Below are 26,883 nucleotides of genomic sequence, written 5' to 3' on the forward strand. Positions count from 1 at the left end.
GGGCCGGTTCGGGCGAGGTGGAGCCGCGCAGGCAGGCGCGAGCGTTTCTGCTCGGCCTTCTCGATGCCGACCGGAATCTCGAACGCGTGCACTCCGACAATCGGGAGGATCAGGCTCACTCGACCAAGGCACGTTGGGAACGGTCTCGTTGTGCTCCGAGATGGTTGCGCCACTCATGCGCCATTCGAGCTTGGGCCGTTCGGCGCCGAGGGTGGAGTCGTTAGCTGGGATATCCGTGGCGCTTCAACCACCGAGAAGTGCAGCAGGACTCGCAGGGCTCCAGCGCGCCCGGGGTCACGTCGCCCCAGGCGATGCGGACCTTCTCGTGAACGTTCTTGCCCTGCCGGTCTGCACGCCGTTGTCCCCGGTCAAGCCACGTGCAGTCGGGGTCGTTGTGGTAGGCATTGCCGCCTTTGGTGCGGTAGCCGTACGGCAGTACGCCAGGCTTGGGTGGTTTGCAGAGGGAACACCAGTCGACGGGCAGCTCGTGCACACATTCACCGTTGTCCGACGCATCCTGACTGGCGGTTGTCTCTACCGATTCCGCCGGGCCGGCAAACGCGTCAGCCGTGACGTCCTCTCTTCCGCTCATCGCCAGCCGCATACTCTCCATGGCCAGACGATTCGTGCGGGCGGTGTTCGGATCACCGTCGATCCAGTGCCAATCCACCTCGTGCCGTTCAACGACGGTGCCGAGTTCTCGCCACAGGTCGACGTTGTCTGCTGCGTCAACCCGCGGACCTGGCGGCGTACGTGTGACCCCGTCTGAAAGGTATCTGCAGTCCGTGTGGACTCGGGCTGAACAAGGCCGGGTCAGGCTCCCGAACGCCTGGATCAGTGCCGTCAGCACCATGCGGTCTCTCGTGGTCGCCGACACTCGGCCTCCGGCGAGTTCCTTCTCGTGGCGACCGTACTTCAGCAAGGCGCCCCAACCGCCCGGGCCAGGATCAGAGTGGCAAACGCCATCTATGTAAATATCGACGGCCCGCCCAGGTTCCGTGGACACGTTCCCGAACATAGCGTCGAGGGATGCCACCGTCACGCTATGGATTGGATTGGGTGGATGAAGTTCTCCGGCGAGGTCGTCCGGCCCATCCCACCCGGGAACCGAGTATCGCACTGGCGGTGAACAGCGTGGCAACGATCAGCGACCTTCGTGAGGTATGAGAGGGCGCGCGACCGACACGACGACGAGTAGATCCCGAAGCCCATCGAAGTCGTCTGGACTCGTCGTGTAAAGCGGTAGTTCCTCCGCGAATGGAATGGGATCGAACTCGTGCTCGGCGCGCTGGAGTAGTCCAGGCGGCGAGCGCGTTCCGCATGCTCGTCGTAGGTCTCCTGCTCGCTGTTCGGTCGAACTTGGTGGGGCCCAGCAGAGAGTTCGGCGAGAGTGATCGCACTGATCGCCAGCTCGACTGGCAGTTCGGCTGGATCAACCCAGCGGCGCAGGATCAGACGGTTGCGGCGTTGCGTGACATGGCAATGAACTCATCCCGAGCGACAAAGCGTCGACGTAACGGGATCAGCTCGCCGATTTCGTGGCCGTCTCGGGTGACCGTGAATGATTGGCCGCCTTCGACGGCATCCATGATCTCTCTGGACCGGCTTCGAAGGTCGCGTTGCGTGATCTGAGGCTGGGCCATGACCTTCATGGTGAATAATTGTGCTACACGGTGCCACCGTGTAGCACGCTGGGAGTCACCAGCCACGTTCGCGCCATTCGTCGAGTTTGGGGCGCTCGGCGCCGAGGGTGGAGTCGTCTCCGTGCCCCGGGTAGAACCACGTGTCGTCCGGGAGCTTGTTGAAGATCCGCGACGACACGTCGTTGACCAACGACGTGATGTTCTCCGGCGACGACGTCTTCTCCACCCCACCCGGGAACAGCGCATCGCATCAGCGGTGAATACCGGATGCGTTGCCGGCTGAGTTACGGAGCGAGGCGCCACAGTGCGTCCACCGGCAGAGCTCTGATCTTCTCGCCGAACGGCAAGGTCTGCTGCCCGGTATAGAGCACATAGCCGGCGACGAATCGATCACCGAGATGGCTGGCCAGATTCCGCAAGCCGGCCAGGTCTTCGGTGCGCACCGTCGCGCCCGCCTTGACCTCTACTCCGATCACCCTGCCGTCGGGTGTCTCGATGACCGCGTCTACTTCCTGCTTGTCCTTGGTGCGGTAGTGGTAAAGCCGTCCACGCTCTTCGGACCAGGTGAGCTGGCGGGCGAGTTCCATGACGACGAAGTTCTCCATCATCGACCCGGCGGATCCGCCCGGTTCCCCCAGCCGTATGGGGTCTTGCCCGATGAGATGACTGGCGATGCCGGTATCCACGAACGCGAGTTTTGGTGTACCCACGGCCCGGCGCGTCTGTCCGGATGACCAGGCTGGAATGCTCTTGATGAGAAAGACCGACGCCAGCAACTCCAGGTAGCGCACGAGTGTGGTTCGAGGGATACCGGACTGAGTGGCGAGTGCGGCCGGTTCCAGCATGCCGCCGGCGCGCCCGGCAAGCAGTGCGATCAGTTTGAGTAGGTCACCCCGGCGCTCGATGCTGGCCAGCTCCAGGACATCGCGTTCGATCAGGGTCGACAGATAGGAGTCGAAGAAGGCTGTTCGACGGCGGGGAGTGCGGCGCGTGGCTTCGGGGAAGCCGCCGACGACGAGACGCTCCAGGTAGTCGCGGCGGCGCAGCTCCGATGAATGGTCGATCCGGGGACCATGCCTGAAAGCGGTGTCGACAAAACGATCGGGGCCTCCCACTATCTCTCCCTGGGAGAACGGCCACAGTTCGATCACCTCCATGCGGCCGGGCAGTGCGTCAGGGAGAGTTCGCATGGCCAGGATCCGTGACGAGCCTGTCAGGAGGTAGCGCCCGGGTGTCGGGTCCAGATCCACGGATACCTTGATCGGCTGAAGAAGTTCCGGGACCAGTTGTATCTCGTCAATGACCATGAGGCTGTCGTGCTCCACGAACCCGGTTGGGTCGTCCCTGGCGGCCCGCAACGTAGCTGGGTCGTCGAGGAGCCGGACCACTGTCGGCTGGCGTTCGGTGGCGAGTCTGGTCAGCGTGCTCTTGCCGGCCTGGCGAGCTCCATTGACCAGGACAACGCGTGTGTCCGCAAGCGCCTCGTGAACAAGGGTCTCAGCGCGGCGGGGGATCAGGCCAGAGGGCTCGGGCATGGTGACAGTGTGCCGCACGAGCAAGATCAATGGTCATCTGGCCGGTCACCTTGTGGTCATCTGGACGGTATTCACGTGGTTATCTGGACGAGCCGCTGCTCGTCGCCTGGACGCCTTCGACGGAGCTACCTCCTCGGTGCCGACAACGAGTGCTTTGACAAGCCATTGACTTCCACAGCGCTCGCCCTCGACGGCTACCAGCCACGGGTGCGCCACTCGTCGAGCTTAGGGCGTTCCGCGCCAAGCGTGGAGTCATCGCCGTGGCCGGGGTAGAACCAGGTGTCGTCGGGAAGCTTGTCGAAGATCCGCGACTTCACGTCGTTGATCAGCGACGTGAGGTACGAGGGGGCGGGTAACCGGCTGCTGCGTCAGACTGCCGACGCCTGGAGTGCCGACGACCGGGCCGTCGTCGGCGCGTTTCTCCAGGAACAGATCAACAGGGAGCATGCCGAGGACGCGTCGGGTTGGCTGGGTGGAGCAGCTGACCAGAGCACTGGACTACCGCGGTTGGCACGAGTTCGCCATCCAGCGCTACCGGGACGGCCAGTGGCGCCCGGCGACGGGACCGGCCTCGGGCGGGGAGCGGGTGCTGGCGGCGTCGGTGCCGCTGTTCGCCGCCGCGTCGTCGTTCTACACATCGGCCGGCAACCCCGCACGCGCCACGCCTGGTCGCGCTGATCGAGGCGCTGGTGCGGGGTGTTGGCGGCTGTGCCGTCGAAGGCCTCGCGCTGGGTCGGCTGGCTGCGGAGGCCATCGGCGACGCCCACGCCCTGGTCGACGGCAGGCCGCTGGCGGCGTTGTCCCTCGGCGTGGCGGTTCGATACGCAGGCCTATCAACGTGCACGGACTTCGGTCACCGGCGGCGCGCTCACCGGCCGTCCCGTCGACGTCGCCTGGGACCCCGGCCTGCGGCCCGCTCTCGAACAGCAACGGCGCCCACGTCCAGGAGGAGTTGGTGCTGCCCGACCTCGTGGCTGATCTCGCCGGAGGAGTTCTCTAGACTGCGCGCGTGCCAGACGTCGATGTGGATCTTGTCCGCCAACTGGCCGCCGCGGCCCGGACCTGCCCGGTGCTCGCCACCGCTCAAACGCTTGCCGAGTGGATCGGTGCAGGCCGGGCGGTCACCACACGCGGGGTGCTGAAGCCGGCAGCCGCCGTCGAGGCCTGTGACCTGCTCGGCATCGAGCCGCCTTCACGCAAGCCGCGTAGCGCTCTGGACATCCACGAGCTGATGATGGTGTGGGCGGCGGCTTCCTCGGCCGGATTCATCGAGGTTTCCGGCGGCCGGGTGACATCCGGACCGGCCCTTCAGTCCTGGCTGGCCGGTGCTCCGGACGCCGTGGTCGCCGTGTGGAGCAAATGCGTGCTGGAGTCCCTCGGGCTGGTTGGGGAGACCAACGCGGACACGCTCGGGTTCCTGGTCGTGCTGGCCACCCTCGACGATCGCGGAGGCACGGCCTCGCTCGCCCACCTGGATGCGGAGATCGCGGAGGTGGCCGGCAACGACCCAGCCGGCTGTTCGTGCCCGGACTGCGTCCCGAACGAGCTGTCCGGGCTCGTGGTCGACCTCGGCGCTGACGAGTCGGAGGCCGAGGACACCGTGCGGGCTCTTGACGAGTTCGGTGTCGCCGTCCTGCGAGACGACGTCGCCAAGTTGACACCGCTCGGCCACTGGCTCACCGGGTTTCTGTTCCGGGAGAGTGCGCCGCCCGCGGATGCCGAGGCCGGTGTCCTGGTTTCCGAGCTGGCTCAGCTTCCCCCCAAGGTGGCCGTGCTGATGGCCCGTCCTTGGTTGTCGTCCCGTACTGCCGCCGAGGCTGCCCGGGAGTTGCTCACCGCCGGCGAGTCCACGTCCGGGCAGGAGCGTCTCACCGCCCTCGACCTGGTCCGCGGCTGCGGCCCGGGGGCGGAGTCGGCCTGGCGTGAGTGGGCGACCAGGGACGGTTTCGGCGCCCACGCCCGGGTCTGGCTGGCCGAACAGGAAGGTACCGAGCCGACCGCCGCCGATTCGGCATGGATCACCGTGGACGCGCTGGTCACCATGTTGGACGCCCTGCCGCCCGAACTACCCGAGGACCTGCTGCCCGCGATGCTCCAGGCCCAGGCCGGCGACGAGTTGGCCGAGGCGCTACCGCTGCTGGAGAGTTGTAGTCATCCGAGCGCACCCCGGCTCGTCAAGCTGTTGACCGGCCCGGTCAACCCGACCGGGCTGTTGGCCGGCCTGCTGCCCGAGACTTTCTCGGAGGTGTTGCCGGAGGCGCAGGTGCTTCGCCGGAGCCCCGCTCTGCCGGCCACGCTCTCGGCCGGCACCGCGTACCAGATCAAGGTCCAGTTGCTGGGCGTGACGAAACCGCCCGTGTGGCGGCGCCTCCAGGTACCCGCTGACCTCAGCCTCGACCAGCTCCACGAAGTGATCCAGACCGCGATGGGCTGGCACAACTGCCACATGCACCTGTTCTCCGACGGCTGGGCCGACTACGGGCGCCCCGATCCCGAACTTGGCCACCAGGACGAGCGGAAAACACACCTGTCCCAGCTACTCACCGGGGTCGGCGCCAAGATCGGCTACACCTACGACTTCGGCGACGACTGGCAGCACGAGATCACCCTGGAGAAGATCCTCCCTGCCGGCGCCACGACGACCGGCGCGGTGTGCACAGCCGGCAAGGGCGCGTGCCCACCAGAAGACTGCGGCGGTGCGTGGGGGTACGAGAACCTGAAGGCCACACTGGCCGATCCCGACGCCGAGGATCACGACGACATGCTCGAATGGCTGGGCCTGTCCTCAGGCGACGACTTCGACCCCAAGGAGTTCTCCGCTGAAGGGGTCAGCCGCAGACTCGGCCACACAACGTCGCGGTAAGGGTGTCGACTCGGCTCAGCGTCACCCGACAAAGTCCCTGCGCGCGGGTACCTCGGGTGGAGGGTGCTGGGCGGTAGAGTCGGTACAGTCCGACCTGCGCGTCACGCGAGAGGAGCGCTGCTCATGAGTGTCGCGGCAGTGGCGCATTTCATGCTGCCGGACTCGCCCTACGCCATGTGGGTGCGTGACGAGTTGGCCGGCTACCTGCACCTGCCGAAGGACGGCACGCGTGTCGAGGTCATCGGAGGAGAGATAGTCGTGTCACCCGGCCCTTCCGTCGACCACAACGGCATGGTCAGGGACATCGAACGTGGACTGTTTGCCGCGGAGCTGACCGATCCCACCTTCGTCTGGCGCTCGGTGCAGACCACTGATCTCAATATGTTCGAGATAGGTGACGGCTATATCCCGGACCTGATTGTCATGGATGCCGAGGTTCTCGCGGAGGCGCGCGCGACCAAAGCCAGGCATTTGTTGCCTTATCAAGTCGATCTCGTCGTCGAGGTCACTTCGCGATCGAACGCGGTCAGCGACCGACGTCCGGACCAAAAGCGTAAAGCTGGCACCAAGTGGAGCGGATACGCGCACGCGGGAATTCCTTATTACCTACTTGTTGACCGTGATCCGAAGGTATGCGACATCACGTTGTACGCGAATCCGGACACTCGAGCCGGAACGTATGTCGCGCTGCAAACCTGGGACTTCGGCGAAACTGTCCGCCTGCCGCATCCGTTCGGCTTCGAGATTTCAACGGAGCACTGGGATCATTGGGGCGACTAGGTTGCTGACCGCAGCGGCCTTTTGACTCGGTTACGCGCGGTCATGGCCAGCCATATCCCGCTGAGATGTCATCTGGATGTCCGCTGCCTGACATGTTCCGTTCTGTCGCCGACGGTGAGTCGGTGTCTACCACCCGCGTTTGCGCCATTCGTCGAGCTTGGAGCGCTCCTCGCCCAATGTGGAGTCGTCTCCGTGGCCCGGGTAGAACCACGTGTCGTCCGGCAGCCTGTCGAATATCCGCGACGACACGTCGTTGATCAGTGATGTGAAGTTCTCCGGTGATGTCGTCCGTCCCACGCCACCGGGAAACAGCGAGTCCCCGGTGAACAGGTGCCCGTGACCGCCCGGGTCGCGGTACAGGAGCGCCACCGAACCAGGGGTGTGACCACGCAGGTGGATCACCTCGAGAACACAGTCGCCGACCGGGATGGTGTCGCCCTGCGTGACGTACTCGTCCGGCGGCACGGGCAGCGGCCCGGCGTCCTCCTCGTGGGCGATCGTGTTCGCGCCGTACGCACCGGCGACCGCACCGAGAGCACCCCAGTGGTCCTGGTGCTGGTGGGTCGTCACGATCGTGCGCAGGGTCGGCCGGTCGTCGCCGTGGCCGATGAGGTCCGACAGGCGTTCCGGGTCGTTTGCGGCGTCGATGAGCAGCGCCTCGCGGGTGTTGCGGCACACCAGCAGGTAGGCGTTGTTGTCCATCGGACCGACGGAGATCTTCGTGATCGTCAGGGCGTCCAGCGTGCGCCGCGCGGCAGGGCCGCCGGGCTCGACATGACCGGTGTACTCATCGACAACATCCACGGTCGCGACCCTAGCGGCTGGCACCGACACGCTGACAGCATGGCAACGTGGATCACCTGATCAGTACCGGCTGGCGCTGGCTCAACGAGCCCGCGAAGTGGGGCGACGACACCATCACCGCCGACGCGGACACCGACTTCTGGCGCACCACCCACTACGGCTTCGTCCACGAGACCGGCCACATCCTCGGCACTGACCGCCCCGGCGACTTCGAGCTCACGGTCACCTTCTCGGGTGACTACCAGGCTCAGTACGACCAGGCCGGCGTCGGGCTGTGGATCGACGACCGGAACTGGATCAAGTCCGGCATCGAGCTGGTCGACGGCCAACACCTGATCTCCGCCGTCGTCACGCGCGAGGTGTCCGACTGGTCGGTCGTGGCGCTCGCGCTGCCGACCGAGCGGGTCACGATCAGGGCCGCCAGGGCCGGGGACACCGTGATCATCTCCTACGGGCTGAACGGCGATCCACCGGCGACGATGCTGCGCCTCGCCTACCTGCCGCCGGACATGTCGGTGCTCGCCGGTGTGATGTGCGCGTCACCGACGGGGAAGGGGTTCACCACGAGGTTCGAGAGCGTCGAGATCAGCTAGCCCCAGGCGGGGAGCACCGGCACGTCGCCGCGCAGCGCCGTGCCGTCGCCCCGGCCGGTGAGCCACGCGACGACATCAGGCGCGGGTCCCGCCAGCTCGTAGGTCCGGTCGTCGCCTCGGCCGCCAGTGAGGTCGACCGTGTGGGTCCGGTCACCCGGCAGCTCCGCCGTGAGCCGCATCACGGGCCAGTCCGGCCTGCCCGAGTGCGGGGACACCGCGCCGGCGACGAGCGCCTCCAGGTGGTGGGCGGGAACGTCGTCGAACGTGAAGTCGACGCCGAGGTCCACCAGGTGCACCCACAGCTCGAACAGGCGCATGGACGGCACCTCGGACGCCGAGATGGCGCCCTGCATCCGCGCGGCCACCGTCGCGGTCCACGCCCGCTCCGGCTGCTCGGTCGCCGCGACCAGGAACCGCGCGCCCGCCGCGCGCAGGTCCTCGCGCAGGATCTGGGCCAGGCGGTCGGCGCCCTCGTCGATGTCCGCGTCACGGTCGGCCCTGCTCGCGTACATTGGATGCTCGACGCCGGTGCGTGCCCAGGTCAGCAGGTTGACCAGCGCGTCGGCGTTACGGGCAAGATGGGTCACGACATGCGCTCTCGACCAGCCGGGCAGCCGGCTCGGCTGATGGATGGTGTCGTCGTCGAGTCCTGCGACAATGAGGTCGAGTCTCTCGGTCGCCTCGCGCACCAACGGGAGAAGGCGCACCGCGCGCTCCGCCGCCGGCCACTGACCGACGCGACGCCGTGCCGGTACGCCGTTCTGCTCGACCGAAGCCTCAGGTGAGATGCTCATACCGCCCAATCCCCGCGTGTTGGCAGCAAGACATGACTCGGAAAACCAGACCTGGTGAAGCCAGCGTAGGTGAGCACAGCCGGTAACCGGTAGGCACGGGGCGCAACCCGTCCCGAAATTGTCGGTGCTCCGTCCTACAGTGGGCGCGGCCATGCCGCCCGACCCGGGAACCGGCCTGTGACCAGTCAGAAGAGGAACTTCGAAGGGACTTCAGTGGCTGACCGCCTCGTCGTTCGCGGCGCCAGGGAGCACAACCTGCGCGGCGTTGACATCGACCTGCCCAGGAACAGCATGATCGTGTTCACGGGGCTGTCCGGGTCCGGCAAGTCGAGCCTGGCGTTCGACACGATCTTCGCCGAGGGGCAGCGCCGGTACGTGGAATCGCTCTCGGCCTACGCGAGGCAGTTCCTGGGCCAGATGGACAAGCCGGACGTCGACTTCATCGAGGGCCTGTCGCCGGCGGTGTCGATCGACCAGAAGTCGACCAACCGCAACCCGAGGTCGACCGTCGGCACGATCACCGAGGTCTACGACTACCTGCGCCTCCTGTTCGCGCGCGCGGGCAAGCCGCACTGCCCGCAGTGCGGCGAGCCGATCAGCAAGCAGACCCCGCAGCAGATCGTCGACCAGGTCCTGGCCATGGACGACGGCCTGCGGTTCCAGGTCCTCGCGCCGGTCATCCGCGGCCGCAAGGGCGAGTACGTCGACCTCTTCTCGTCGCTGCAGTCCCAGGGCTACTCCCGCGCTCGCGTGGACGGCGAGGTGCACTCGCTGACCGACCCGCCGAAGCTGAAGAAGCAGGAGAAGCACGAGATCGCGGTCGTGATCGACCGCCTGCAGGTCAAGTCGAGCTCCAAGCGCAGGCTCACCGACTCGGTCGAGACCGCGCTGCGCCTCGCCGACGGGCTGGTGGAGCTGGAGTTCGTCGACCTCGACCCGACCGACCCCAACCGGATCCGCGGCTTCTCCGAGAACCTCGCGTGCCCCAACGGCCACGCGCTCGCGGTCGAGGACTTCGAGCCGAGGTCCTTCTCGTTCAACTCGCCCTACGGCGCGTGCCAGGTCTGCACCGGCATCGGCGTCCGCCAGGAGGTGGACCCGGAGCTTGTCGTGCCGGACGACGAGCTGAGCCTTGCCGACGGGGCGATCGCGCCGTGGGCGGGCGGGCAGACCGCGGAGTACTTCGAGCGGCTGCTGACCTCGCTGGCCGAGGCCGTCGGCTTCCGGATGGACACGCCGTGGCGCAAACTGCCTGCCAGGGCACAGAAGGCGGTGCTGCACGGCACGGCGGACCAGGTGCATGTCCGCTACCGCAACCGTTACGGGCGCGAACGCTCGTACTACGCCAACTACGAGGGCGTCATCCCGTTCCTCGAGCGGCGCCAGGAGCAGACCGAGTCCGAGTACATGCGGGAGAAGTACGAGGGCTACATGCGCGAGGTGCCGTGCCCGGCGTGCGAGGGCACCCGCCTCAAGCCGGAGATCCTCGCGGTCACGCTGACGCACAAGAAGGAGGGCCCCCGGTCGATCGCCGAGGTCACGGCGCTGTCGATCAGCGAGTGCGCCGACTTCCTCGCCGGGCTCCAGCTCGGCCGCCGCGAGCAGGCCATCGCGGGCGCGGTGCTGAAGGAGATCCAGGCCCGCCTGCGCTTCCTGCTCGACGTCGGCCTCGACTACCTCTCACTCAGCCGCGCGGCGGGCACGCTGTCCGGCGGCGAGGCACAGCGGATCCGCCTGGCCACGCAGATCGGCTCGGGTCTGGTCGGCGTGCTGTACGTGCTCGACGAGCCCTCGATCGGCCTGCACCAGCGGGACAACCACCGGCTGATCGAGACGCTGACGAGGCTGCGCGACCTGGGCAACACGCTGATCGTCGTCGAGCACGACGAGGACACCATCCGCAACTCCGACTGGGTGGTCGACATCGGCCCCGGCGCGGGCGAGCACGGCGGCGAGATCATCCACAGTGGCTCGTACGAGAAGCTGCTGAAGAACAGGAAGTCGCTGACCGGCGCCTACCTGTCCGGTCGCGAGCAGATCGAGGTCCCCGCGATCCGACGCCCGGTGGACAAGAAGCGGCAGCTGACGGTGGTGGGCGCGCGGGAGCACAACCTGCGCTCCCTCGACGTGTCGTTCCCCCTCGGCTGCCTGGTGTCGGTGACGGGGGTGTCCGGCTCCGGCAAGTCGACACTGGTCAACGACATCCTGGCGACCGTGCTGGCCAACAAGCTGAACGGCGCGCGCCAGGTCCCCGGCAGACACACGAGGGTCAACGGGCTGGCCCTGGTGGACAAGCTGGTCCGGGTGGACCAGTCCCCGATCGGGCGCACCCCGAGGTCCAACCCGGCGACGTACACGGGCGTGTGGGACCACGTGCGCAAGCTCTTCGCGGTCACGACCGAGGCGAAGGTCCGCGGCTACCAGCCGGGCCGGTTCTCGTTCAACGTCAAGGGCGGCCGCTGCGAGGCCTGCGCGGGCGACGGCACCATCAAGATCGAGATGAACTTCCTGCCGGACGTCTACGTCCCGTGCGAGGTCTGCAAGGGCGCGCGGTACAACCGCGAGACGCTGGAGGTGCACTACAAGGGCAAGACCGTCTCCGAGATCCTGGACATGCCGATCGAGGAGGCGGCGGCCTTCTTCGAGCCGATCAAGGCGATCCACCGCCACCTGAAGACGCTGGTGGACGTGGGCCTCGGCTACGTCCGTCTCGGCCAGCCCGCGACGACGCTGTCCGGCGGTGAGGCGCAGCGGGTGAAGCTGGCCTCGGAGCTGCAGAAGCGCTCCACCGGCAAGACCGTCTACGTCCTGGACGAGCCGACCACGGGGCTGCACTTCGAGGACATCCGCAAGCTGCTCGGCGTCATCAACGGGTTGGTCGACAAGGGCAACACGGTGATCGTGATCGAGCACAACCTCGACGTCATCAAGACGTCGGACTGGGTCATCGACATGGGTCCGGAGGGCGGCAACCGGGGCGGCACGGTCGTGGGCGAGGGCTCGCCGGAGGACCTCGCGGCGATGGCCGAGTCGTACACGGGCCAGTTCCTGAAGACGGTTCTCTAGACCGGGTCAGAGGGCGACGGTCACCTCGGTCAGCTTCTCCGACAGCGACCAGAGCGCCGTCGCCTTCTCCCGGTCGTGCGATGCCGGGCTGGAGCGGGCCAGCCGGGGGGAGCCCGACACCACCGCGCTCGGACCGACGTAGGCGCCGTTCGGCAGGTCGGCCGTCGCCGCGTACAGCGTGGGAAGGGCACCCATCGCCGCGCTCTGGGCCGCGACCCTGTTGCCGAGGGCCATCACCGTGTCCAGGAGCGTCTCCGTGTGGGACATCAGGTTCGTCGACGCGTAGCCGGGGTGAGCCGCGTAGGAACCGAGCGGCGAGCCCGCGGCGGTCAGGCGGCGGGCCAGCTCGTAGGTGAACAGCAGGTTGGCCAGCTTGGACTGCTCGTAGGCCGACCAGCGGCGGTAGCGCCGCCGATCCCAGTTCAGGTCGTCCAGGTTCACGTGGCCGAACCAGTGGAAGACGCTCGTGACCGTGACCACCCGTTCGGTCAGGCGGTCCAGCAGCAGGCCGGTCAACGCGAAGTGGCCGAGGTGGTTCGTCCCGATCTGCAGCTCGAAGCCGTCCGCCGTGCGGCGGTGGGGGACCGCCATCACGCCCGCGTTGTTCACCAGGACGTTCACCGGCTCGTCGATCGACGCGGCGAACTCCCTGACCGACGCGAGGCTCGCGAGGTCCAGTGCGCGCACCTCGACCGTGTCGGCCATCGTCGCGGCAGCCGCCTTGCCTTTCTCCACATTCCGGCACGCGAGGATCACGCGGGCGCCTGCCGCCGCGAACGCCGTGGCCGCGGCCAGGCCGACACCGCTGTTCGCACCCGTCACGACCACGGTGCGCCCGCTCTGGTCCGGGAGATCCGCCACCGTCCACTTCGCCATAGCCGCACCCTAGTGGCGGCATACTCGGAGAGGTGTCGCTCAACGACTACCGGTTCCGCAGCCTCTGGTCGGTTCGTGCCGACACGGGGCGTGTGTTCGACGCGCTCGTCGACCTCGCCAGCTACCCCGCCTGGTGGCCCGACATCCGCACCGTGCACCAGCTCGACGACGACACCGCCGAGGTCGTGTGCCGGTCGACACTGCCCTACGACCTCACCTTCCGCCTGCACCGCGCCATCGAGGACGCCCCGAACGGGCGAATGCGCGTCGACATGACCGGTGACCTCGAGGGCTACGTCCAGGGCGACGTCGCCGAGCACCGGGCCGCGGGCGCACTTCTCGCCATCTCCCAGCGGGTCGTCGTCACCAAGCCGCTGCTGCGGGTGCTCTCACCCGTCGCGAGGCCCGTCTTCCGCGCCAACCACGCCCTCATGATGCGGCGCGGCCAGCGTGGCTTCCGGGCCTACCTGGGCGCCTGAGGTCATACAGACCGTCCAGTCACACGGGGAGCGGTTGGCGATCCCATGACCGGAACTCGCCACTCCATGCCCGATCGTCCAGGCCGCTTGGATGCCCGGTGCCGACCGGTCATATTCGTCCCATGAAGGGTTTGGACCCGTGGGCACCCACCGACCCGGTCGGTGAGGCGCTGCACCTCCTCCGGATGAACGGCGCCTTCTACTGCCGCGCCGAGCTGAGCGCGCCGTGGGGCATGTCGATGCCCGCGATGCCGGGGCACCTGTGGTTCCACGTCGTGACCGCGGGCACGTGCTGGCTCGGCACCGGCGACGGCCCGCCACGCGTCATGGGCGCGAGCGAGCTGGTGCTGGTCCCGCACGGCCAGGGGCACACGCTGCTCAGCGAGCCCGGCGTGCCGACCCCGAGCGTCGTCGACCTGCCGCGGGGCCTGGTGAGCGACCGGTACGAGCTGCTGCGTCACGGCGGCGGCGGCGCGCCGACGCACATGATCTGCGGCGCCATCCGCTTCGACCAGCCGAGCGCGCGGCACCTCATCGAGGTCCTGCCCGAGACCCTGCACATCGAGACGGCCGGCAGCGCCCCGGACAGCTGGATGCCCAGCCTGCTGCGGCTGATGGCGAACGAGGCGAAGGAGCTGCGCCCCGGCGGCGAGGAGGTGATCACCCGTCTGTCGGACATCATCGTCATCCAGGCGATCCGCACCTGGCTCGAGGCCGACCCGGCGGCACGCACCGGCTGGCTGGGCGCACTGCACGACCCGCAGCTCGGCCGCGCGCTCGCGCTGATCCACCGCCAGCCCGACCACCCGTGGACGGTCGCCGACCTGGCGAGCGAGCTGGCGATGTCGCGCTCGGCGTTCTCCGCCCGGTTCACGAAGGTGGTGGGCGAGCCGGTCATGCAGTACGTGACCCGCTGGCGGATGCAGGTGGCGCTCCGCTCGTTCGAGGAGGGCCAGACGACCACGGCCGAGCTGGCCCGCAAGCTGGGCTACCGCTCGGAGGCGGCGTTCGCCCGCGCCTTCAAACGCGTGCTGGGCGTCTCCCCGGGCGCGGCCAGGAAACGCCGAGGCGACGACCTGCTCGACCTGAGCATGACCTGACGGGAAGCCGGTTTGTCGGCCCCCTGCCGTAGCCTCGGAACCGGGGCCGGAGGCCAAGCCCCGGCTCAGCGCCACCGCGCGAGCACCGCGTCGATGTCCCTGCGCAGGACGTCCGCCACCACGCCCCCGGGGTCGAGCGACCAGTCCATGAGCGCACCCTGCGTCAGCGCGGCGACGATCCGCGCCGCCTGCGCGGGTGGGGGAGCACCAGGCAGGGCCGCCGCCGCGAACAGGTCGGTCAGCACCTCCCGCACGTTCGCCCGCAGCGCCGCGAACCCGGCCCGCAGCGCGGGTTCGGCCAGGTCGACGCCCAGCTGACCGAGGTGGTTGGCGGTCGTGGCCGGGTCGTCCACGCCCTCGGTGATCACCAGCGCCGCCGCCACGATCGCCTCGACCGGGTCCCGGCCCGCGGCCGCGGCCCGCATGCGGGGGGCGACGCTCTCACCGCCCGAGGACATCATCGCGTGCAGTAGCCGGTGCTTGGAGCCGAAGCGGCCCGCGACCGTGCCGACGGCGACCCCCGCCTCGCCCGCGACCTGGACCAGCGTGAACCCCGACCCGTGTCGCCCGATCGCCCGGCCCGCCGCCGCGAGGAGGTCGTCGTCGGAGATCTTGCGGGGGCGCGCCATCGTGTTATTGAACCACGATTCAGAAACGGGGTAGCATCCGCGGCATGGCTACCTGGCAGGAGATCGAGAAGGACGCGCCCGAGTTCGCCGAGAAGGTACGCGGCAGGTTCGAGGCAGGCAGGCACAAGACCATGGCGACACTGCGCAAGGACGGCTCGCCGCGGATCAGCGCGTCGGAGCTGCAGTTCGAGGACGGCGAGGTGACCTTCGGCATGATGGGCGACTCGCTCAAGCTCGCCGACGTGCGCCGCGACCCGCGCATCGCCGTCCACAGCCCGTCGATCGACCCGCCGGAGAACGAGGCCGACTGGCACGGCGACGCGAAGCTCTCCGGTCGCGCGGTCGAGGTGCCGCCGGGCCCGGACGCGGAGGAGGGCTCCGGGGCCTTCCGCATCGACGTCACGGAGGTCGCGCTGACCTACCTCGGCGGCACGCCGCCGGACCACCTGGTGATCGAGTCCTGGCACGAGGGCACGGGCTGGCGCCGCCGCACCCGCAAATGAGAAACCCGTTGCCGCCCAAGGAAGGCGGCAACGGGTGTGGCCTCCGGCCCCCGGTTCCACGCTACGGCACGGCACCGACAGGGCCGGTCACCTCGTGGCGGGCTCCGGTGCGGCGGGTGGGGTCGGCTCGGCGGGTGGGGAGTCCTCCCCGGACCGGGTGTTGCCGTGTTCGTCGAGGAGGGTGCTTTCGTCGAACGGATCGTCGCCCGCCAGGACGCGGTTCGCCTTGTCCCGGTCGAACTCTCCTGTCCACGTGCCCAGCAGGACGGTGGCGACCGAGTTGCCCGCGAAGTTCGTCAGCGACCTGGCCTCGGACATGAACCGGTCGATGCCGACGATCAGGCCGACACCGTCGACCAGCTCCGGCCGGTGCGACTGCAGACCACCCGCCAGCGTCGCGAGGCCCGCGCCGGTCACGCCCGCCGCGCCCTTCGACGCGATGATCATGAACAGCAGCAGCCCGAACTGTTCGCCGACCGCGAGTGGCTTGTCCATGGCCTCCGCGATGAACAGCGTCGCCATCGTCAGGTAGATCGCCGTGCCGTCCAGGTTGAACGAGTAGCCCGTCGGCACCGCGATGCCCACGACCGGCTTGCTCACGCCGAGGTGCTCCATCTTGGCGATCAGCCTCGGCAGCGCGACCTCCGACGACGACGTCGACAGGATCAGCAGGAACTCGCGCGACAGGTAGCGGAACAGCGTCAGGATGTTCATGCGCGCCACCAGCCACAGGATGCTGGACAGGATGCCGAACACGAAGATCAGACACGTGATGTAGAAGGCGATCATGATGATCGCCAGGCTCTTCAGCGCGTCGACGCCGGTCTCGCCGACCACCGCCGCTATCGCACCGAACGCGCCGATCGGCGCCACCCACATGATCATCGACAGGATGCGGAACACCAGGCGCTGGAGGTGCCCGATGCCGCGCAGGATCGGCTCGCCCTTGCTGCCGAGCGCCTGCACCGCGAACCCCGTCAACAGCGCGACGAGCAGCGTCTGCAGCACCGACCCCTCGGTGAACGCGGACACCAGCGTGGTCGGGATGATGCTGAGCAGGAAGTCGACCAGGCTCGTCGGCTCGCCGGCCAGCTCCTTGCCGGCCGCCTGAGCGTCCGGGGTGATGTGCAGGCCCTCACCCGGATGGATGATGTTGCCCACGATGAGGCCGATGATGAGCGCCACCGTCGACATGACGAGGAAGTAGCCGATGGCGAGCGTGCCGACCCTGCCGACCTTCGCGGCCTTGGCCACCGAACCGACACCCAGCACGATCGTGCAGAAGATGATCGGGCTGATCATCATCTTGATCAGGTTGACGAACCCGGTCCCGAGCGGCTTCAGTTCCTTGCCGAGCTCGGGCCACACCAGGCCGATGAGGATGCCGATCGCGACCGCGACCACGACGGCGATGTAGAGGAAGTGCGTGCGGTCGCGACGACGCGGCCGTACTGGCTGTTCAGCGCTGGACATGCGGGTCATTGTCCGAACGAGTGAGACCTGGGTCACGTTTCTGTTCATTACGTACATGGGTCGAGATCAAAGGTTGTTGTGAAGCAAGTCACACTAGAGCGCATGACGCGTGAACGTCGCGGCTGGAGCCTCGCGCGGCAGCTGCTCGTGCTGCAGGTGATCATCGTCGGTTTCCTGGTGGTGGCCGGTGCCGCGCTCGCCTACCTCGACGTCGCCGACCGCACCGAGGACTCCACGCGCGACGAGGTCGTCGCCGTCGCGCTGACCATCGCCGACTCCCCGGCGGTCGTGGACGCCGTCGAGGCGACCGACCCGAGCGCGATCCTGCAGCCGTTCACGAACCGGGTGCTGCACGACACCGGGATCGACTTCGTCACGATCATGGACCCGACCGGCAAGCGGTACACCCACCCCGATCCGGCGAGGATCGGCGAGAAGTTCCTCGGCCACATCGACCAGGCACTGGCGGGCAGGGTGTTCACCGAGACCTACACCGGCACGCTCGGCCCGTCGATCCGCGCGGTGGTCCCGATCCGCGACGACGAGCGCGTCGTCGGCCTCGTCAGCGTCGGCATCACGCTCGACGCCATCGCGGGCCAGGTCCGCGACCGCCTGCTCGGGCTCGTGCTGGTCGCCCTCGCCACCCTCGCGGTCGGCATGACCTGTATCTACCTGGTGAGCCGCCGCCTCGCCCGCCAGACCCACGGCCTCGGCGCGGCCGAGCTGAACCGGCGCCTCGAGTACCACGAGGCGATCCTGCACACCGTGCGCGAGGGTCTCCTGCTCGTCGACCAGGCCGGCCGGGTGACCCTGTGCAACGACGGCGCCCGCGAGCTGCTGGACCTGGGCGACGACGTCGAGGGCAGGGCGCTCACCGAGCTGGGCCTGCCCTCCGAGATGGTGGCGAGCATGGCGGCCAACCGGACGACCCGGGACGAGATCCACCTGACCGAGCGCCGCGTACTCGTCGTCACCTGCTCACCGGTCCGCTCCGGCAACCACGCCCACGGCACCGTCGTGACCCTGCGCGACCACACCGACCTCCAGGCGCTGACCGGCGAGCTGGACTCGGTCCGCGGCTTCGCGGAGTCACTGCGCTCCCAGGCCCACGAGGCGGCGAACCGGCTGCACACGGTCGTCTCGCTGGTCGAGCTGGGCCGCTACGGAGAGGCAGTCGAGTTCGCCACGGCCGAGCTGGCACTCGCCCAGCAGCTCACCGACCGGGTGGTGGACGCGGTGTCCGAACCCGTGCTCGCCGCGCTGCTGCTCGGCAAGGCGGCCGAGGCGAACGAGCGTGGCGCGGAGCTGGTGATCACCCCGGAGACCGAGATCGACGACGCGGTCCTCGGCGGCACGCTCGCACCGAGGGACGTGGTCACGATCCTCGGCAACCTCATCGACAACGCGCTCGACGCCGCACTCGAGGGCGGCAACGCGCCCAAGGTCTTCGTGACGGCCCGCGCCGAGGCCGGCGAGCTGCTGCTGCGTGTCGAGGACACCGGCAAGGGCCTGTCGGCGGGCGAGGTGGCGTTCGACCGGGGCTGGTCGACCAAGGCCGACGGTCGCGGCCTCGGCCTGGCGCTGGTCCGCCAGGCCGTCCGGCGCGGCGGCGGCACCATCGAGGTGAGCCACGGCGAACGCGGCGCCGTCTTCACCGCCCGGCTGCCGACCGCGCTGGTGAAGTCGTGATCCGCGTTCTCGTCGTCGAGGACGACCTCGTCGCGGCCGACGCGCACCGGCTCTACGTCGACCGCGTCGACGGCTTCGAGGTCGCGGGCGTCGTGCACACCGCGGCCGAGGCGCGCCGCGCGCTCGGTCGCCTCGACGTCGACCTCCTGCTGCTCGACCAGTACCTGCCCGACGGCAACGGCCTCGACCTGTGCCGCACGCTGCGGGCCGAGGGCAGGCTCGTCGACGTGATCATGGTGACGTCCGCGCGCGACCTCGGGCTCGTGCGTGCGGCGGTGTCCAGCGGTGTCGTCCAGTACCTGCTCAAGCCGTTCACCTTCGCCACCCTGCGCGACAAGCTGGAGCGGTACGCGCGGTTCCGCCGCGGCGTCGACCGCGCCGAGCAGGCCGACCAGACCGACGTCGACCACCTCTTCGCGACGCTGCGGGGGAGTGAGAGCGCACAGCTGCCGAAGGGCATGAGCGCGCCGACCCTCGACGCCGTGGCCGCGGCGCTGCGGGGCGCGGGGGAGGGGCTGTCGGCCAGTGCCGCCGGTGACGTGCTGGGCATGTCCAGGGTCACCGCGCGGCGCTACCTCGAGTACCTCGCCGACCACGGGCTCGCGGTGCGCCAGCCGATATATGGTCAGGTAGGCAGGCCCGAGCTGCGGTACCAGTGGGCCGACAACTGACCCGGGGAACAAATCCCCCTGGCCGGGGTGTTATTCTGTTCGCTGCGACCCGCCTCGTCCGCGAGGCGGAACAAGTGGAGCCCCGCTCCCACCCGAGTCACTCAGTGGCCGGGTTCCGGTCGCCGCGGTGGATACCCGTGCGGTGTCCAGACGTGGTTCTCCTGTCGGGTGCGGCAGGTGTTGATCGGAAGCGGGCCCCGTACGCCTACATGGCGGCGGGGTTTCGTGCTTGATGGGACTCCGCGAGGGTCGCGGGAGAGAACGACCCAACCGGCCTGAGGAGGCCCCATCAGCTCCGAGACACGTATCAACGACCGCATCCGAGTTCCGGAGGTCCGGCTAGTAGGACCGAACGGCGAGCAGGTTGGCATCGTGCGCATCGAAGACGCACTGCGACTCGCTCAGGAAGCGGACCTGGACCTCGTGGAGGTTGCCCCGCAGGCTCGTCCGCCCGTCTGCAAGCTCATGGACTTCGGCAAGTTCAAGTACGAGAGCGCCCAGAAGGCACGCGAGTCGCGTCGAAACCAGCAGCTCACCGTGATCAAGGAGCAGAAGCTCCGTCCGAAGATCGACACACACGACTACGAGACCAAGCGCGGGCACGTCATGCGCTTCCTCGAGCACGGCAACAAGGTCAAGGTGACGATCATGTTCCGGGGTCGTGAGCAGTCGCGACCCGAACTTGGCTTCCGGCTGCTGCAGCGGCTGGCCGAGGACGTCGCCGATCTCGGCTTCGTCGAGGCATCGCCGAAGCAGGACGGCCGCAACATGATCATGGTGCTGGCGCCGCACAAGTCCCAGAAGACCCGGCCGAAGGCGAGCGCGGGCACCGACACGAACTGATCCGATGCCCGACCGAAGACCGAGCGCCTCGTCAACCGAGGCGACCCGGTCGCAGCACTGTGCGAGGAAGAACGATGCCCAAGAACAAGACCCACTCCGGTACGTCCAAGCGTGTCCGGGTCACCGGCAAGGGAAAGCTGCGTCGTCAGAAGACCGGCCTTCGCCACAAGCTGGAGAAGAAGCCCAGCTCCGTCACCCGTCGGCTGTCCGGCACCACCGAGGTCGCCAAGTCCGACGTCCGCCGCGTGAAGAAGCTGCTCGGTCTCTGACCGTCCTCGTTTCCCTGACCACCGGGCGCGCGTGAAGCCGCCCACGAGATCGACAGGATTTGCACCGTGGCACGCGTCAAGCGGGCAGTGAACGCCCAAAAGAAGCGCCGCACGACCCTCGAGCTGGCCAGCGGCTACCGCGGCCAGCGCTCGCGGCTGTACCGCAAGGCGAAGGAGCAGATGCTCCACTCGCTCAACTACGCGTACCGGGACCGGCGCGCCCGCAAGGGTGACTTCCGCCAGCTGTGGATCACCCGCATCAACGCCGCGGCACGCCTCAACGGCCTGACCTACAACCGGTTCATCCAGGGCCTCAAGAACGCAGGCGTCGAGGTGGACCGCAAGATCCTCGCCGAGCTGGCCGTCAACGACGAGGCCGCGTTCGCCGCGCTCGTCGAGGTCGCCCGCGAGAACGCGCACCAGCAGGGCAAGGCTTCCTGAACACCGCACCACGACCCGGGGATGGTCCGTTCACCGAGCGGACGCCCCGGGTCGCTGCTGCCAGGGCCCTGTCCCGTCGCACGGGCCGGGAACGCGCCGGCCGGTTCCTCGTCGAGGGCGCCCAGGCCGTCCGCGAGGCACTCGCGTGGCCGGGTGAGGTGCACGAGCTGTTCGTGACCGAGGATTTCCTCACCCGCCGCGACAGCGAGCTGGTCGCCGCCGCACACGATCGTGGCGTCCCGGTCTCGACGGTCACCGACCGTGCGATGACGGGCCTCGCCGAGACCGTCACCCCGCAGGGCGTGGTCGCCGTGTGCGGCCTCGTCGACCGCCCCCTCGCCGACGTGCTGGCCGGTGCGCCCCGGCTCGTCGCCGTCCTCGTCGGCGTGTCCGACCCCGGCAACGCGGGCACGGTCATCCGGGTGGCGGACGCCGCGGGCGCCGACGCGGTGGTCCTGGCGGGCGACGCCGTCGACCCGCACAACGGCAAGTGCGTGCGTGCCTCCACCGGCAGTGTCTTCCACGTGCCGATCGCACGTGCCCCCGTCGACGAGGTCGTCGACGCCTGCCGTGCGTCGGGTCTGCGACTGGTCGCCACCGACGGCTACGCGAAGGCCGAGCTCACGCCGGGTGCCGTCACGGGCCCCACCGCGTGGCTCTTCGGCAGCGAGGCCCACGGGCTCTCTGACGAGGTGAAGGCGGCCGCGGACGAGTCGCTGCGGGTGCCGATCTACGGCCACGCGGAAAGCCTCAACCTGGCGACAGCCGCGACCGTCTGCCTCTACGCCTCGGCGTGGCAACAAAACGGATGACTTCACTCGAACGGGTTTAACCGGACGAGGATTTGATCACTCTCCGTCTGGAGGCACGCGACGGTGCCTCGTCGTCCGAGTCCGGGGGTTCGGAATGGGTCGGTTCGCGCGTTCCTGGCAGATGTTCACGGCGTCCTGGCGAGTGCTGCGCTCACGCAAGGAGCTGGTGGTCTTCCCGATCCTGTCCGGCGCCGCCGGGCTGCTGGTCGCGATCATCTTCCTCACCCCGGCCGTGTTCACGCTCGACGTCGACTCGCGCGACGGCGGCGCCTCCCCGGCGACCTACGTCCTGCTCGTCGCGTTCTACCTCGTCAGCGCGTACGTGGCGATCTTCTTCAACACCGCGCTGATCTCCCAGGCGCACATCGCGCTCATGGGCGGCGACCCGAGCGTCGCGGGCGGGCTGCGCACCGCCGGGTCCATGGCAGGGCGACTTCTCCCGTGGGCGCTGCTGTCCGCGACCGTGTCGATGATCATCCGGGCGATCGAGGAGCGGCTCGGCTTCGTCGGCCGGATCATCGGCGGCATGGTCGGGATGGCGTGGCACCTCGTCACCTACCTGGTGCTGCCGGTCATGGTCCTCGAGGGCGCGACCACCAAACCGGCCGTGAAACGCTCCGTCGAGCTGTTCCGCGGCACCTGGGGCGAGAACGTGCTGGGCAACGCGGGGATCGGCGCGGTCGGCTTCCTGCTGTTCCTGCCCAGCGTCCTGCTCGTCGGGCTGGGCATCGCGGCGGGCGGGGCGGTGAGCCTGGTGCTCTACGGCCTCGCCGTCCTGTGGTTCCTGGTCTCGGTCGTCGTGTCCAGCGCGCTGTCCGGGATCTACCAGACGGCGCTGTACCACTACGCGGCCGAACGGGCCGTGCCGCGGGAGTTCGCGGGCACGGACCTCGGCAACGCGTTCCCCCAGAAGCGTCGATAGGGGAAACTGGGTGCGGGCCGAATCGGCCGATCACCTAGGATCACTGTGCTCGACGTATGCGCGAGCACCAGATCGATCCAGGCTAACCGTCCCGGGAGCTCGCACTCACCATGTCCGCAGCCAATGACTCCTACGATCCGAAGCAGGTCGCGGCGCTGGCGCCGGAGACGCTGACTGCTGCCGTGGAGCAGGCGCGCAAGGAGTTCGCGAAGGCGGCGGACCTGGCGGCGCTGGCCGCGGTCAAGCCTGCCCACCTTGGCGACAAGGCGCCGCTGATGGTCGCCCGCCGCGAGATCGGCGCGCTGCCGCCGAACGCCAAGGCCGACGCGGGTAAACGCGTCAACGAGGCACAGAAGCAGGTGCGTGCGGCGTTCGACGTCCGCCGTGTCGAGCTGGAGGCCGACCGCGACGACCGGGTGCTCCGTGAGGAGGCCGTCGACGTCACGCTGCCGTGGGACCGCGTCCCGCGCGGCGCCAGGCACCCGCTGACGACGCTGTCCGAGCGCATCGCCGACGTGTTCGTCGCGATGGGCTGGGAGGTCGCCGAGGGCCCCGAGGTCGAGACCGAGTGGTTCAACTTCGACGCGCTCAACTTCAAGAAGGACCACCCGGCCCGCTCCATGCAGGACACGTTCTACGTGGCGCCGGCGGACTCGGGCCTGGTCCTGCGCACCCACACCTCGCCGGTGCAGATCCGCTCGCTGCTCGAGCGTGAGCTGCCGGTGTACGTGGTGTGCCCGGGCCGCACGTTCCGCACCGACGAGCTCGACGCCACGCACACCCCGGTCTTCCACCAGGTCGAGGGTCTCGCGGTGGACAAGGGCCTCACGATGGCCCACCTGAAGGGCACGCTGGACGCGTTCGCCAAGGCCATGTTCGGCGGGAGCTCCAAGATCCGGTTGCGCCCGTCCTACTTCCCGTTCACCGAGCCGTCCGCCGAGCCGGACGTGTGGTTCCCGGAGAAGAAGGGCGGCGCGGGCTGGGTCGAGTGGGGCGGTTGCGGCATGGTTCACCCGAACGTGTTGCGGGCGTGCGGTGTCGACCCGGACGTGTACTCGGGCTTCGCGTTCGGCATGGGCATCGAGCGGACGCTGCAGTTCCGCAACGGCATCCCGGACATGCGCGACATGGTCGAGGGGGACGTGCGGTTCACCGCCCCCTTCGGCGTCGAGGCCTGACCGCGCCCCACATCCCGTCTGTAGGAGAGGAACACCGTGCGGGTCCCCGTCAGCTGGCTCACCGAGAACCTGGAGACCAAGGACAAGTTCACGCCGGACCAGATCGCCGACGCGTTCGTGCGTGTCGGGCTCGAGGTCGAGGACGTCACTCCGCTCGGCCCGGTGACCGGTCCCGTCGTGGTCGGCCGTGTCGCCGAGATCGAGGAGCTCAAGGAGTTCAAGAAGCCCATCCGGTACTGCATGGTCGAGGTCATCGAGGCGGACGACCACGACGAGACCATGGGTCCCCGGATGCGCGGCATCATCTGCGGCGCGACGAACTTCACCGAGGGCGACCTCGTGGTCGTCGCACTGCCGGGCGCGGTACTCCCCGGCGGCTTCGAGATCACCAAACGCAGGACGTACGGCCACGACAGCGACGGCATGATCTGCTCCGCCCGCGAGCTGGGTCTCGGTGACGAGCACTCCGGCATCCTCGTGCTGCCCAGCGGCGAGGCGGGTGCGGGCGACGACGCCGTGGAGCTGCTCGGCCTCGACGAGACCGTGATCGAGCTGGCGATCACCCCCGACCGCGGCTACGCGTTCTCCATCCGGGGCCTCGCCCGCGAGCTGGCGTGCGCGTTCAACATCGACTACCGCGACCACGCGGCCATCGACGTGCCCGAGCCGGAGGGCGACGCCTACCCGGTCAAGGTCGAGGACAGCGAGGACTGCCTTCGCTTCGTGGTCCGCCGCATCACGGGCGTCGACCCCACGTCGCCGACCCCGTGGTGGCTGCGCCAGCGCCTGATGCTCGCGGGCATCCGGTCGATCTCCCTGGCCGTCGACGTCACGAACTACGTGATGCTCGAGATGGGCCAGCCGATGCACGCCTTCGACACCCCGTCGATCAAGGGCACGATGGTCGTCCGCAGGGCCGAGAAGGGCGAGAAGCTCACGACGCTGGACGACGTCGAGCGGGAGCTGGACCCCGACGACATCGTCATCGCCGACGACACGGGCCCGATCTCCCTGGCCGGCGTGATGGGCGGCGCGAGCACCGAGGTCCGCTCGGACAGCACGGACATCCTGCTGGAGGCGGCGAGCTGGAACCCGACGCAGATCCTGCGGTCGGTCCGGCGCCACAAGCTGCCGTCGGAGGCGTCCAAGCGCTTCGAGCGCCGCGTCGACACCAACATCGCCCCGATGGCGCTGGAGCGGGCGGCACGCCTGCTCCGCGACCACGCGGACGGCAGCATCCAGCCCGGCCGCACGGATGTCGGCGGTGTGACGCCGATGCCCATGGTCGCGATGCCGATCGGCCTCCCGGACCAGGTGGCGGGCGTCCGCTACCCGAGCGGTGCCACGGTGCGACGGTTGCAGCAGATCGGCTGCAAGGCGGAGGTCGTCACGGGCGAGGACGGCCAGCCGCTCGTCATCGCGCATCCGCCGACGTGGCGTCCCGACCTGGCCGAGCCCGCGGACCTGGTGGAGGAGGTCCTGCGCCTGGAGGGCTACGACAGCATCCCGACCGCGCTCCCGCCCGCGCCTCCCGGCACCGGTCTGACGGCGAGTCAGCGTCGCCGCCGGGCGGTGGGCCGAGCCCTGGCCGAGGCCGGGTACATCGAGGTGATCCCGTTCCCGTTCGTGTCGCCGACGGTGTGGGACGCACTGGGCCTGCCCCACGACGACAACCGCAGGCGCACCATCACGGTGCTGAACCCTCTCGAGGCCGACCGCAGCGAACTGGCGACGACCCTGTTGCCGAGCCTGCTGGACGCCCTGACCCGCAACGTCTCCCGAGGCATGCGTGACGTGGCCCTGTTCCACATAGGACAGGTGACACTGCCGAAGTCCCAGCGGATCCCGGTGCCCGCCGTGGCGGTGGACGGCCGCCCGAAGGACGGGGAGATAGCGGCGCTGCACGCCGCACTGCCGCAGCAGCCGGTCCACACGGCGGTAGTCCTGGCAGGCAACCGCGAGCGAGCCGGCTGGTGGGGCCCGGGCCAGCAGGCCACCTGGTCGGACGCGGTGCGAGCGGCCGAGATCGTCGCGGAGGCCGCGGGCCTGGCACTGACCGTCCAGGCCGCGGAGCTCCCGCCGTGGCACCCGGGCCGCTGCGCGCAGCTGCTGGTGGGCGACCTGGCGGTGGGCTACGCGGGCGAGCTGCACCCCAAGGTGATCGACGCCCTGGGCCTGCCGAAGCGCACGTGTGCGATGGAGTTGAAGCTGGACTCCCTCCCCCTGGTGGACCGCCGCCCGGCCCCCGCTCCGTCGCCGTATCCGCCGGTCCTGCTGGACGTGGCCCTGGTGGTGGACGAGTCGGTGCCGGTGGCCGAGGTGGCCACCACACTCCACAACGGCGGCGGCGAACTGCTGGAGGACATCCACCTGTTCGACGTGTTCACGGGCGAGCAGGTGGGTGAGGGCAAGCGCTCGTTGGCGTACTCCCTGCGCTTCCGCGCTCCTGATCGCACTCTCACGGTCGAGGAGGCGACAGCAGCCCGCGACGCCGCCGTGGCTGCGGCAGCGTCCCGCTACGGCGCGGCACTGCGTTCCTGAGCCTGCCGCGTCACGGCACGGCCTCGGAACACTTGGCCTCAGGGCGAGTTGGCATGACCAACTCGCCCTGAGTCGTCCTTACCCTCGCCGATCGCGCGACAGAGCCAGTGTGGCGAGGATCCGCGGTCACGAGCGACACCGATACGCGCCTCGAGCAACGGACCCGCCGCGACTGGCAGGACGAAGCACTCGCCGTCCGGTCGCCACTTGCCGCGAGCGACACAGCGCGCGAGGCAAGGCCGCGTGTCCTGACGCTGGCGCCACCGTCGTCTCCAGCCAACGCGCATCGCTGCGGCTCTGCGCCACGCCAGGAGTCAGAGCGGCCGTACACCAGCCCGACTGCTGACCGCGCTGCCCACGCGCGAGTTTCCGTAGCCAC

The 26,883-nt window shown here is 68.9% G+C and carries 24 protein-coding genes and 5 pseudogenes; 19 read left to right on the forward strand and 10 right to left on the reverse strand.

The features are described from left to right. Nucleotides 1-220: 220 nt before the first annotated feature. The 5 genes and pseudogenes from CLV71_RS49700 to CLV71_RS49705 all read right to left on the reverse strand — a co-directional run. Nucleotides 221-1,042 carry an RNase H family protein gene (locus tag CLV71_RS49700; protein WP_243867018.1) on the reverse strand — a complete coding sequence of 274 codons (822 nt, stop codon included), beginning with the start codon at nt 1,040-1,042 and terminating at the stop codon, nt 221-223. A gap of 409 nt (nt 1,043-1,451) precedes the next feature. Continuing rightward, a complete protein-coding gene (locus CLV71_RS35590) occupies nt 1,452-1,652 on the reverse strand; it encodes a type II toxin-antitoxin system Phd/YefM family antitoxin (RefSeq protein WP_208297905.1) in 201 nt (66 codons plus the stop codon). A gap of 46 nt (nt 1,653-1,698) precedes the next feature. Then, nucleotides 1,699-1,890, reverse strand: a pseudogene (locus tag CLV71_RS35595) (MBL fold metallo-hydrolase); the annotation flags it as partial. Nucleotides 1,891-1,927: 37 nt separating this feature from the next. Next, on the reverse strand, nt 1,928-3,178 hold the full coding sequence (locus CLV71_RS35600) for an ATP-binding protein (protein ID WP_133907290.1): 1,251 nt from the start codon (nt 3,176-3,178) through the stop codon (nt 1,928-1,930). Between the two features lie 194 nt (nt 3,179-3,372). Beyond that, nucleotides 3,373-3,513 (reverse strand): annotated as a pseudogene (locus CLV71_RS49705) (MBL fold metallo-hydrolase); the annotation flags it as partial. A 110-nt stretch (nt 3,514-3,623) separates the two neighbouring features. Between CLV71_RS49705 and CLV71_RS50770 the strand changes: the two are divergent. From CLV71_RS50770 to CLV71_RS35625, 5 genes and pseudogenes are all read left to right on the forward strand, one after another. Next, nucleotides 3,624-3,764, forward strand: a pseudogene (locus CLV71_RS50770) (hypothetical protein); the annotation flags it as partial. Between the two features lie 103 nt (nt 3,765-3,867). Beyond that, a pseudogene (locus CLV71_RS50775) lies at nt 3,868-3,984 on the forward strand (hypothetical protein); the annotation flags it as partial. A 7-nt stretch (nt 3,985-3,991) separates the two neighbouring features. Further along, nucleotides 3,992-4,156 (forward strand): annotated as a pseudogene (locus CLV71_RS50780) (DUF2399 domain-containing protein); the annotation flags it as partial. Between the two features lie 31 nt (nt 4,157-4,187). Continuing rightward, nucleotides 4,188-6,041 (forward strand): plasmid pRiA4b ORF-3 family protein, encoded by a 1,854-nt coding sequence (locus CLV71_RS48855; protein ID WP_208297907.1) that lies wholly within the window; start codon nt 4,188-4,190, stop codon nt 6,039-6,041. 123 nt (nt 6,042-6,164) lie between these two features. Then, entirely contained in the window at nt 6,165-6,821 is a 657-nt protein-coding gene (locus CLV71_RS35625) for a Uma2 family endonuclease (RefSeq protein ID WP_133907291.1), read from the forward strand. Nucleotides 6,822-6,947: 126 nt separating this feature from the next. Here the strand turns inward: CLV71_RS35625 and CLV71_RS35630 are convergent, their stop codons facing one another. Further along, entirely contained in the window at nt 6,948-7,625 is a 678-nt protein-coding gene (locus CLV71_RS35630) for an MBL fold metallo-hydrolase (protein WP_133907292.1), read from the reverse strand. A gap of 47 nt (nt 7,626-7,672) precedes the next feature. On the opposite strand from CLV71_RS35630, the gene CLV71_RS35635 reads away from it, so the two are divergent. Continuing rightward, on the forward strand, nt 7,673-8,218 hold the full coding sequence (locus tag CLV71_RS35635) for a DUF1349 domain-containing protein (RefSeq protein ID WP_133907293.1): 546 nt from the start codon (nt 7,673-7,675) through the stop codon (nt 8,216-8,218). Here CLV71_RS35635 and CLV71_RS35640 read toward each other — a convergent pair. Next, nucleotides 8,215-9,012 (reverse strand): maleylpyruvate isomerase N-terminal domain-containing protein, encoded by a 798-nt coding sequence (locus CLV71_RS35640; RefSeq protein ID WP_133907294.1) that lies wholly within the window; start codon nt 9,010-9,012, stop codon nt 8,215-8,217. The genes CLV71_RS35635 and CLV71_RS35640 overlap by 4 nt on opposite strands. Before the next feature lie 213 nt (nt 9,013-9,225). On the opposite strand from CLV71_RS35640, the gene uvrA reads away from it, so the two are divergent. Beyond that, entirely contained in the window at nt 9,226-12,078 is a 2,853-nt protein-coding gene (gene uvrA / locus CLV71_RS35645) for an excinuclease ABC subunit UvrA (RefSeq protein ID WP_133907295.1), read from the forward strand. Between the two features lie 6 nt (nt 12,079-12,084). On the opposite strand, the gene CLV71_RS35650 is transcribed toward uvrA, so the two are convergent. Next, complete coding sequence (locus CLV71_RS35650) at nt 12,085-12,954, reverse strand: oxidoreductase (RefSeq protein WP_133907296.1); 870 nt, start codon at nt 12,952-12,954, stop codon at nt 12,085-12,087. Nucleotides 12,955-12,986: 32 nt separating this feature from the next. Between CLV71_RS35650 and CLV71_RS35655 the strand changes: the two genes are divergently transcribed. Next, nucleotides 12,987-13,433 (forward strand): SRPBCC family protein, encoded by a 447-nt coding sequence (locus tag CLV71_RS35655; protein ID WP_133907297.1) that lies wholly within the window; start codon nt 12,987-12,989, stop codon nt 13,431-13,433. Nucleotides 13,434-13,555: 122 nt separating this feature from the next. Then, the gene (locus tag CLV71_RS35660; protein ID WP_133907298.1) at nt 13,556-14,533 is read left to right on the forward strand and encodes an AraC family transcriptional regulator; all 978 of its coding nucleotides are present in this window, start codon (nt 13,556-13,558) and stop codon (nt 14,531-14,533) included. A 65-nt stretch (nt 14,534-14,598) separates the two neighbouring features. Here CLV71_RS35660 and CLV71_RS35665 read toward each other — a convergent pair whose 3' ends face one another. Then, nucleotides 14,599-15,162 (reverse strand): TetR/AcrR family transcriptional regulator, encoded by a 564-nt coding sequence (locus tag CLV71_RS35665; protein ID WP_133907299.1) that lies wholly within the window; start codon nt 15,160-15,162, stop codon nt 14,599-14,601. A gap of 44 nt (nt 15,163-15,206) precedes the next feature. Here CLV71_RS35665 and CLV71_RS35670 point away from each other — a divergent pair, with 44 nt between their 5' ends. Then, nucleotides 15,207-15,665, forward strand: a complete 459-nt coding sequence (locus tag CLV71_RS35670) for a pyridoxamine 5'-phosphate oxidase family protein (RefSeq protein ID WP_133907300.1) — start codon at nt 15,207-15,209, stop codon at nt 15,663-15,665. A gap of 87 nt (nt 15,666-15,752) precedes the next feature. Here the strand turns inward: CLV71_RS35670 and CLV71_RS35675 are convergent, their stop codons facing one another. Further along, nucleotides 15,753-17,138 carry a cation:dicarboxylate symporter family transporter gene (locus tag CLV71_RS35675; protein WP_243867020.1) on the reverse strand — a complete coding sequence of 462 codons (1,386 nt, stop codon included), beginning with the start codon at nt 17,136-17,138 and terminating at the stop codon, nt 15,753-15,755. A 102-nt stretch (nt 17,139-17,240) separates the two neighbouring features. Here CLV71_RS35675 and CLV71_RS35680 point away from each other — a divergent pair, with 102 nt between their 5' ends. The 9 genes from CLV71_RS35680 to pheT all read left to right on the forward strand — a co-directional run bounded on the left by CLV71_RS35680 (nt 17,241) and on the right by pheT (nt 26,504). Next, nucleotides 17,241-18,827 carry an ATP-binding protein gene (locus tag CLV71_RS35680; protein ID WP_133907302.1) on the forward strand — a complete coding sequence of 529 codons (1,587 nt, stop codon included), beginning with the start codon at nt 17,241-17,243 and terminating at the stop codon, nt 18,825-18,827. Further along, nucleotides 18,824-19,498, forward strand: a complete 675-nt coding sequence (locus tag CLV71_RS35685) for a response regulator (protein WP_133907303.1) — start codon at nt 18,824-18,826, stop codon at nt 19,496-19,498. The genes CLV71_RS35680 and CLV71_RS35685 overlap by 4 nt, the downstream gene beginning before the upstream one ends. 288 nt (nt 19,499-19,786) lie before the next feature. Then, nucleotides 19,787-20,341 carry a translation initiation factor IF-3 gene (infC, locus tag CLV71_RS35690; RefSeq protein ID WP_133907304.1) on the forward strand — a complete coding sequence of 185 codons (555 nt, stop codon included), beginning with the start codon at nt 19,787-19,789 and terminating at the stop codon, nt 20,339-20,341. A 74-nt stretch (nt 20,342-20,415) separates the two neighbouring features. Beyond that, the gene (gene rpmI / locus CLV71_RS35695) at nt 20,416-20,610 is read left to right on the forward strand and encodes a 50S ribosomal protein L35 (RefSeq protein ID WP_133907305.1); all 195 of its coding nucleotides are present in this window, start codon (nt 20,416-20,418) and stop codon (nt 20,608-20,610) included. A 66-nt stretch (nt 20,611-20,676) separates the two neighbouring features. After that, the gene (gene rplT / locus CLV71_RS35700; RefSeq protein WP_133907306.1) at nt 20,677-21,051 is read left to right on the forward strand and encodes a 50S ribosomal protein L20; all 375 of its coding nucleotides are present in this window, start codon (nt 20,677-20,679) and stop codon (nt 21,049-21,051) included. Continuing rightward, nucleotides 21,048-21,863: a TrmH family RNA methyltransferase gene (locus tag CLV71_RS35705; protein WP_133907345.1), complete on the forward strand. Its 816-nt coding sequence runs from the start codon at nt 21,048-21,050 to the stop codon at nt 21,861-21,863. The genes rplT and CLV71_RS35705 overlap by 4 nt, the downstream gene beginning before the upstream one ends. A gap of 94 nt (nt 21,864-21,957) precedes the next feature. After that, a complete protein-coding gene (locus CLV71_RS35710) occupies nt 21,958-22,785 on the forward strand; it encodes a DUF6159 family protein (RefSeq protein WP_133907307.1) in 828 nt (275 codons plus the stop codon). Nucleotides 22,786-22,895: 110 nt separating this feature from the next. Continuing rightward, a complete protein-coding gene (pheS, locus tag CLV71_RS35715) occupies nt 22,896-23,963 on the forward strand; it encodes a phenylalanine--tRNA ligase subunit alpha (RefSeq protein ID WP_133907308.1) in 1,068 nt (355 codons plus the stop codon). A 36-nt stretch (nt 23,964-23,999) separates the two neighbouring features. Beyond that, nucleotides 24,000-26,504: a phenylalanine--tRNA ligase subunit beta gene (gene pheT / locus CLV71_RS35720; RefSeq protein ID WP_133907309.1), complete on the forward strand. Its 2,505-nt coding sequence runs from the start codon at nt 24,000-24,002 to the stop codon at nt 26,502-26,504. Nucleotides 26,505-26,883 lie beyond the last annotated feature (379 nt).

It is taken from the genome of Actinophytocola oryzae, assembly GCF_004364325.1.
Taxonomy (GTDB): Bacteria; Actinomycetota; Actinomycetes; order Mycobacteriales; family Pseudonocardiaceae; genus Actinophytocola; species Actinophytocola oryzae.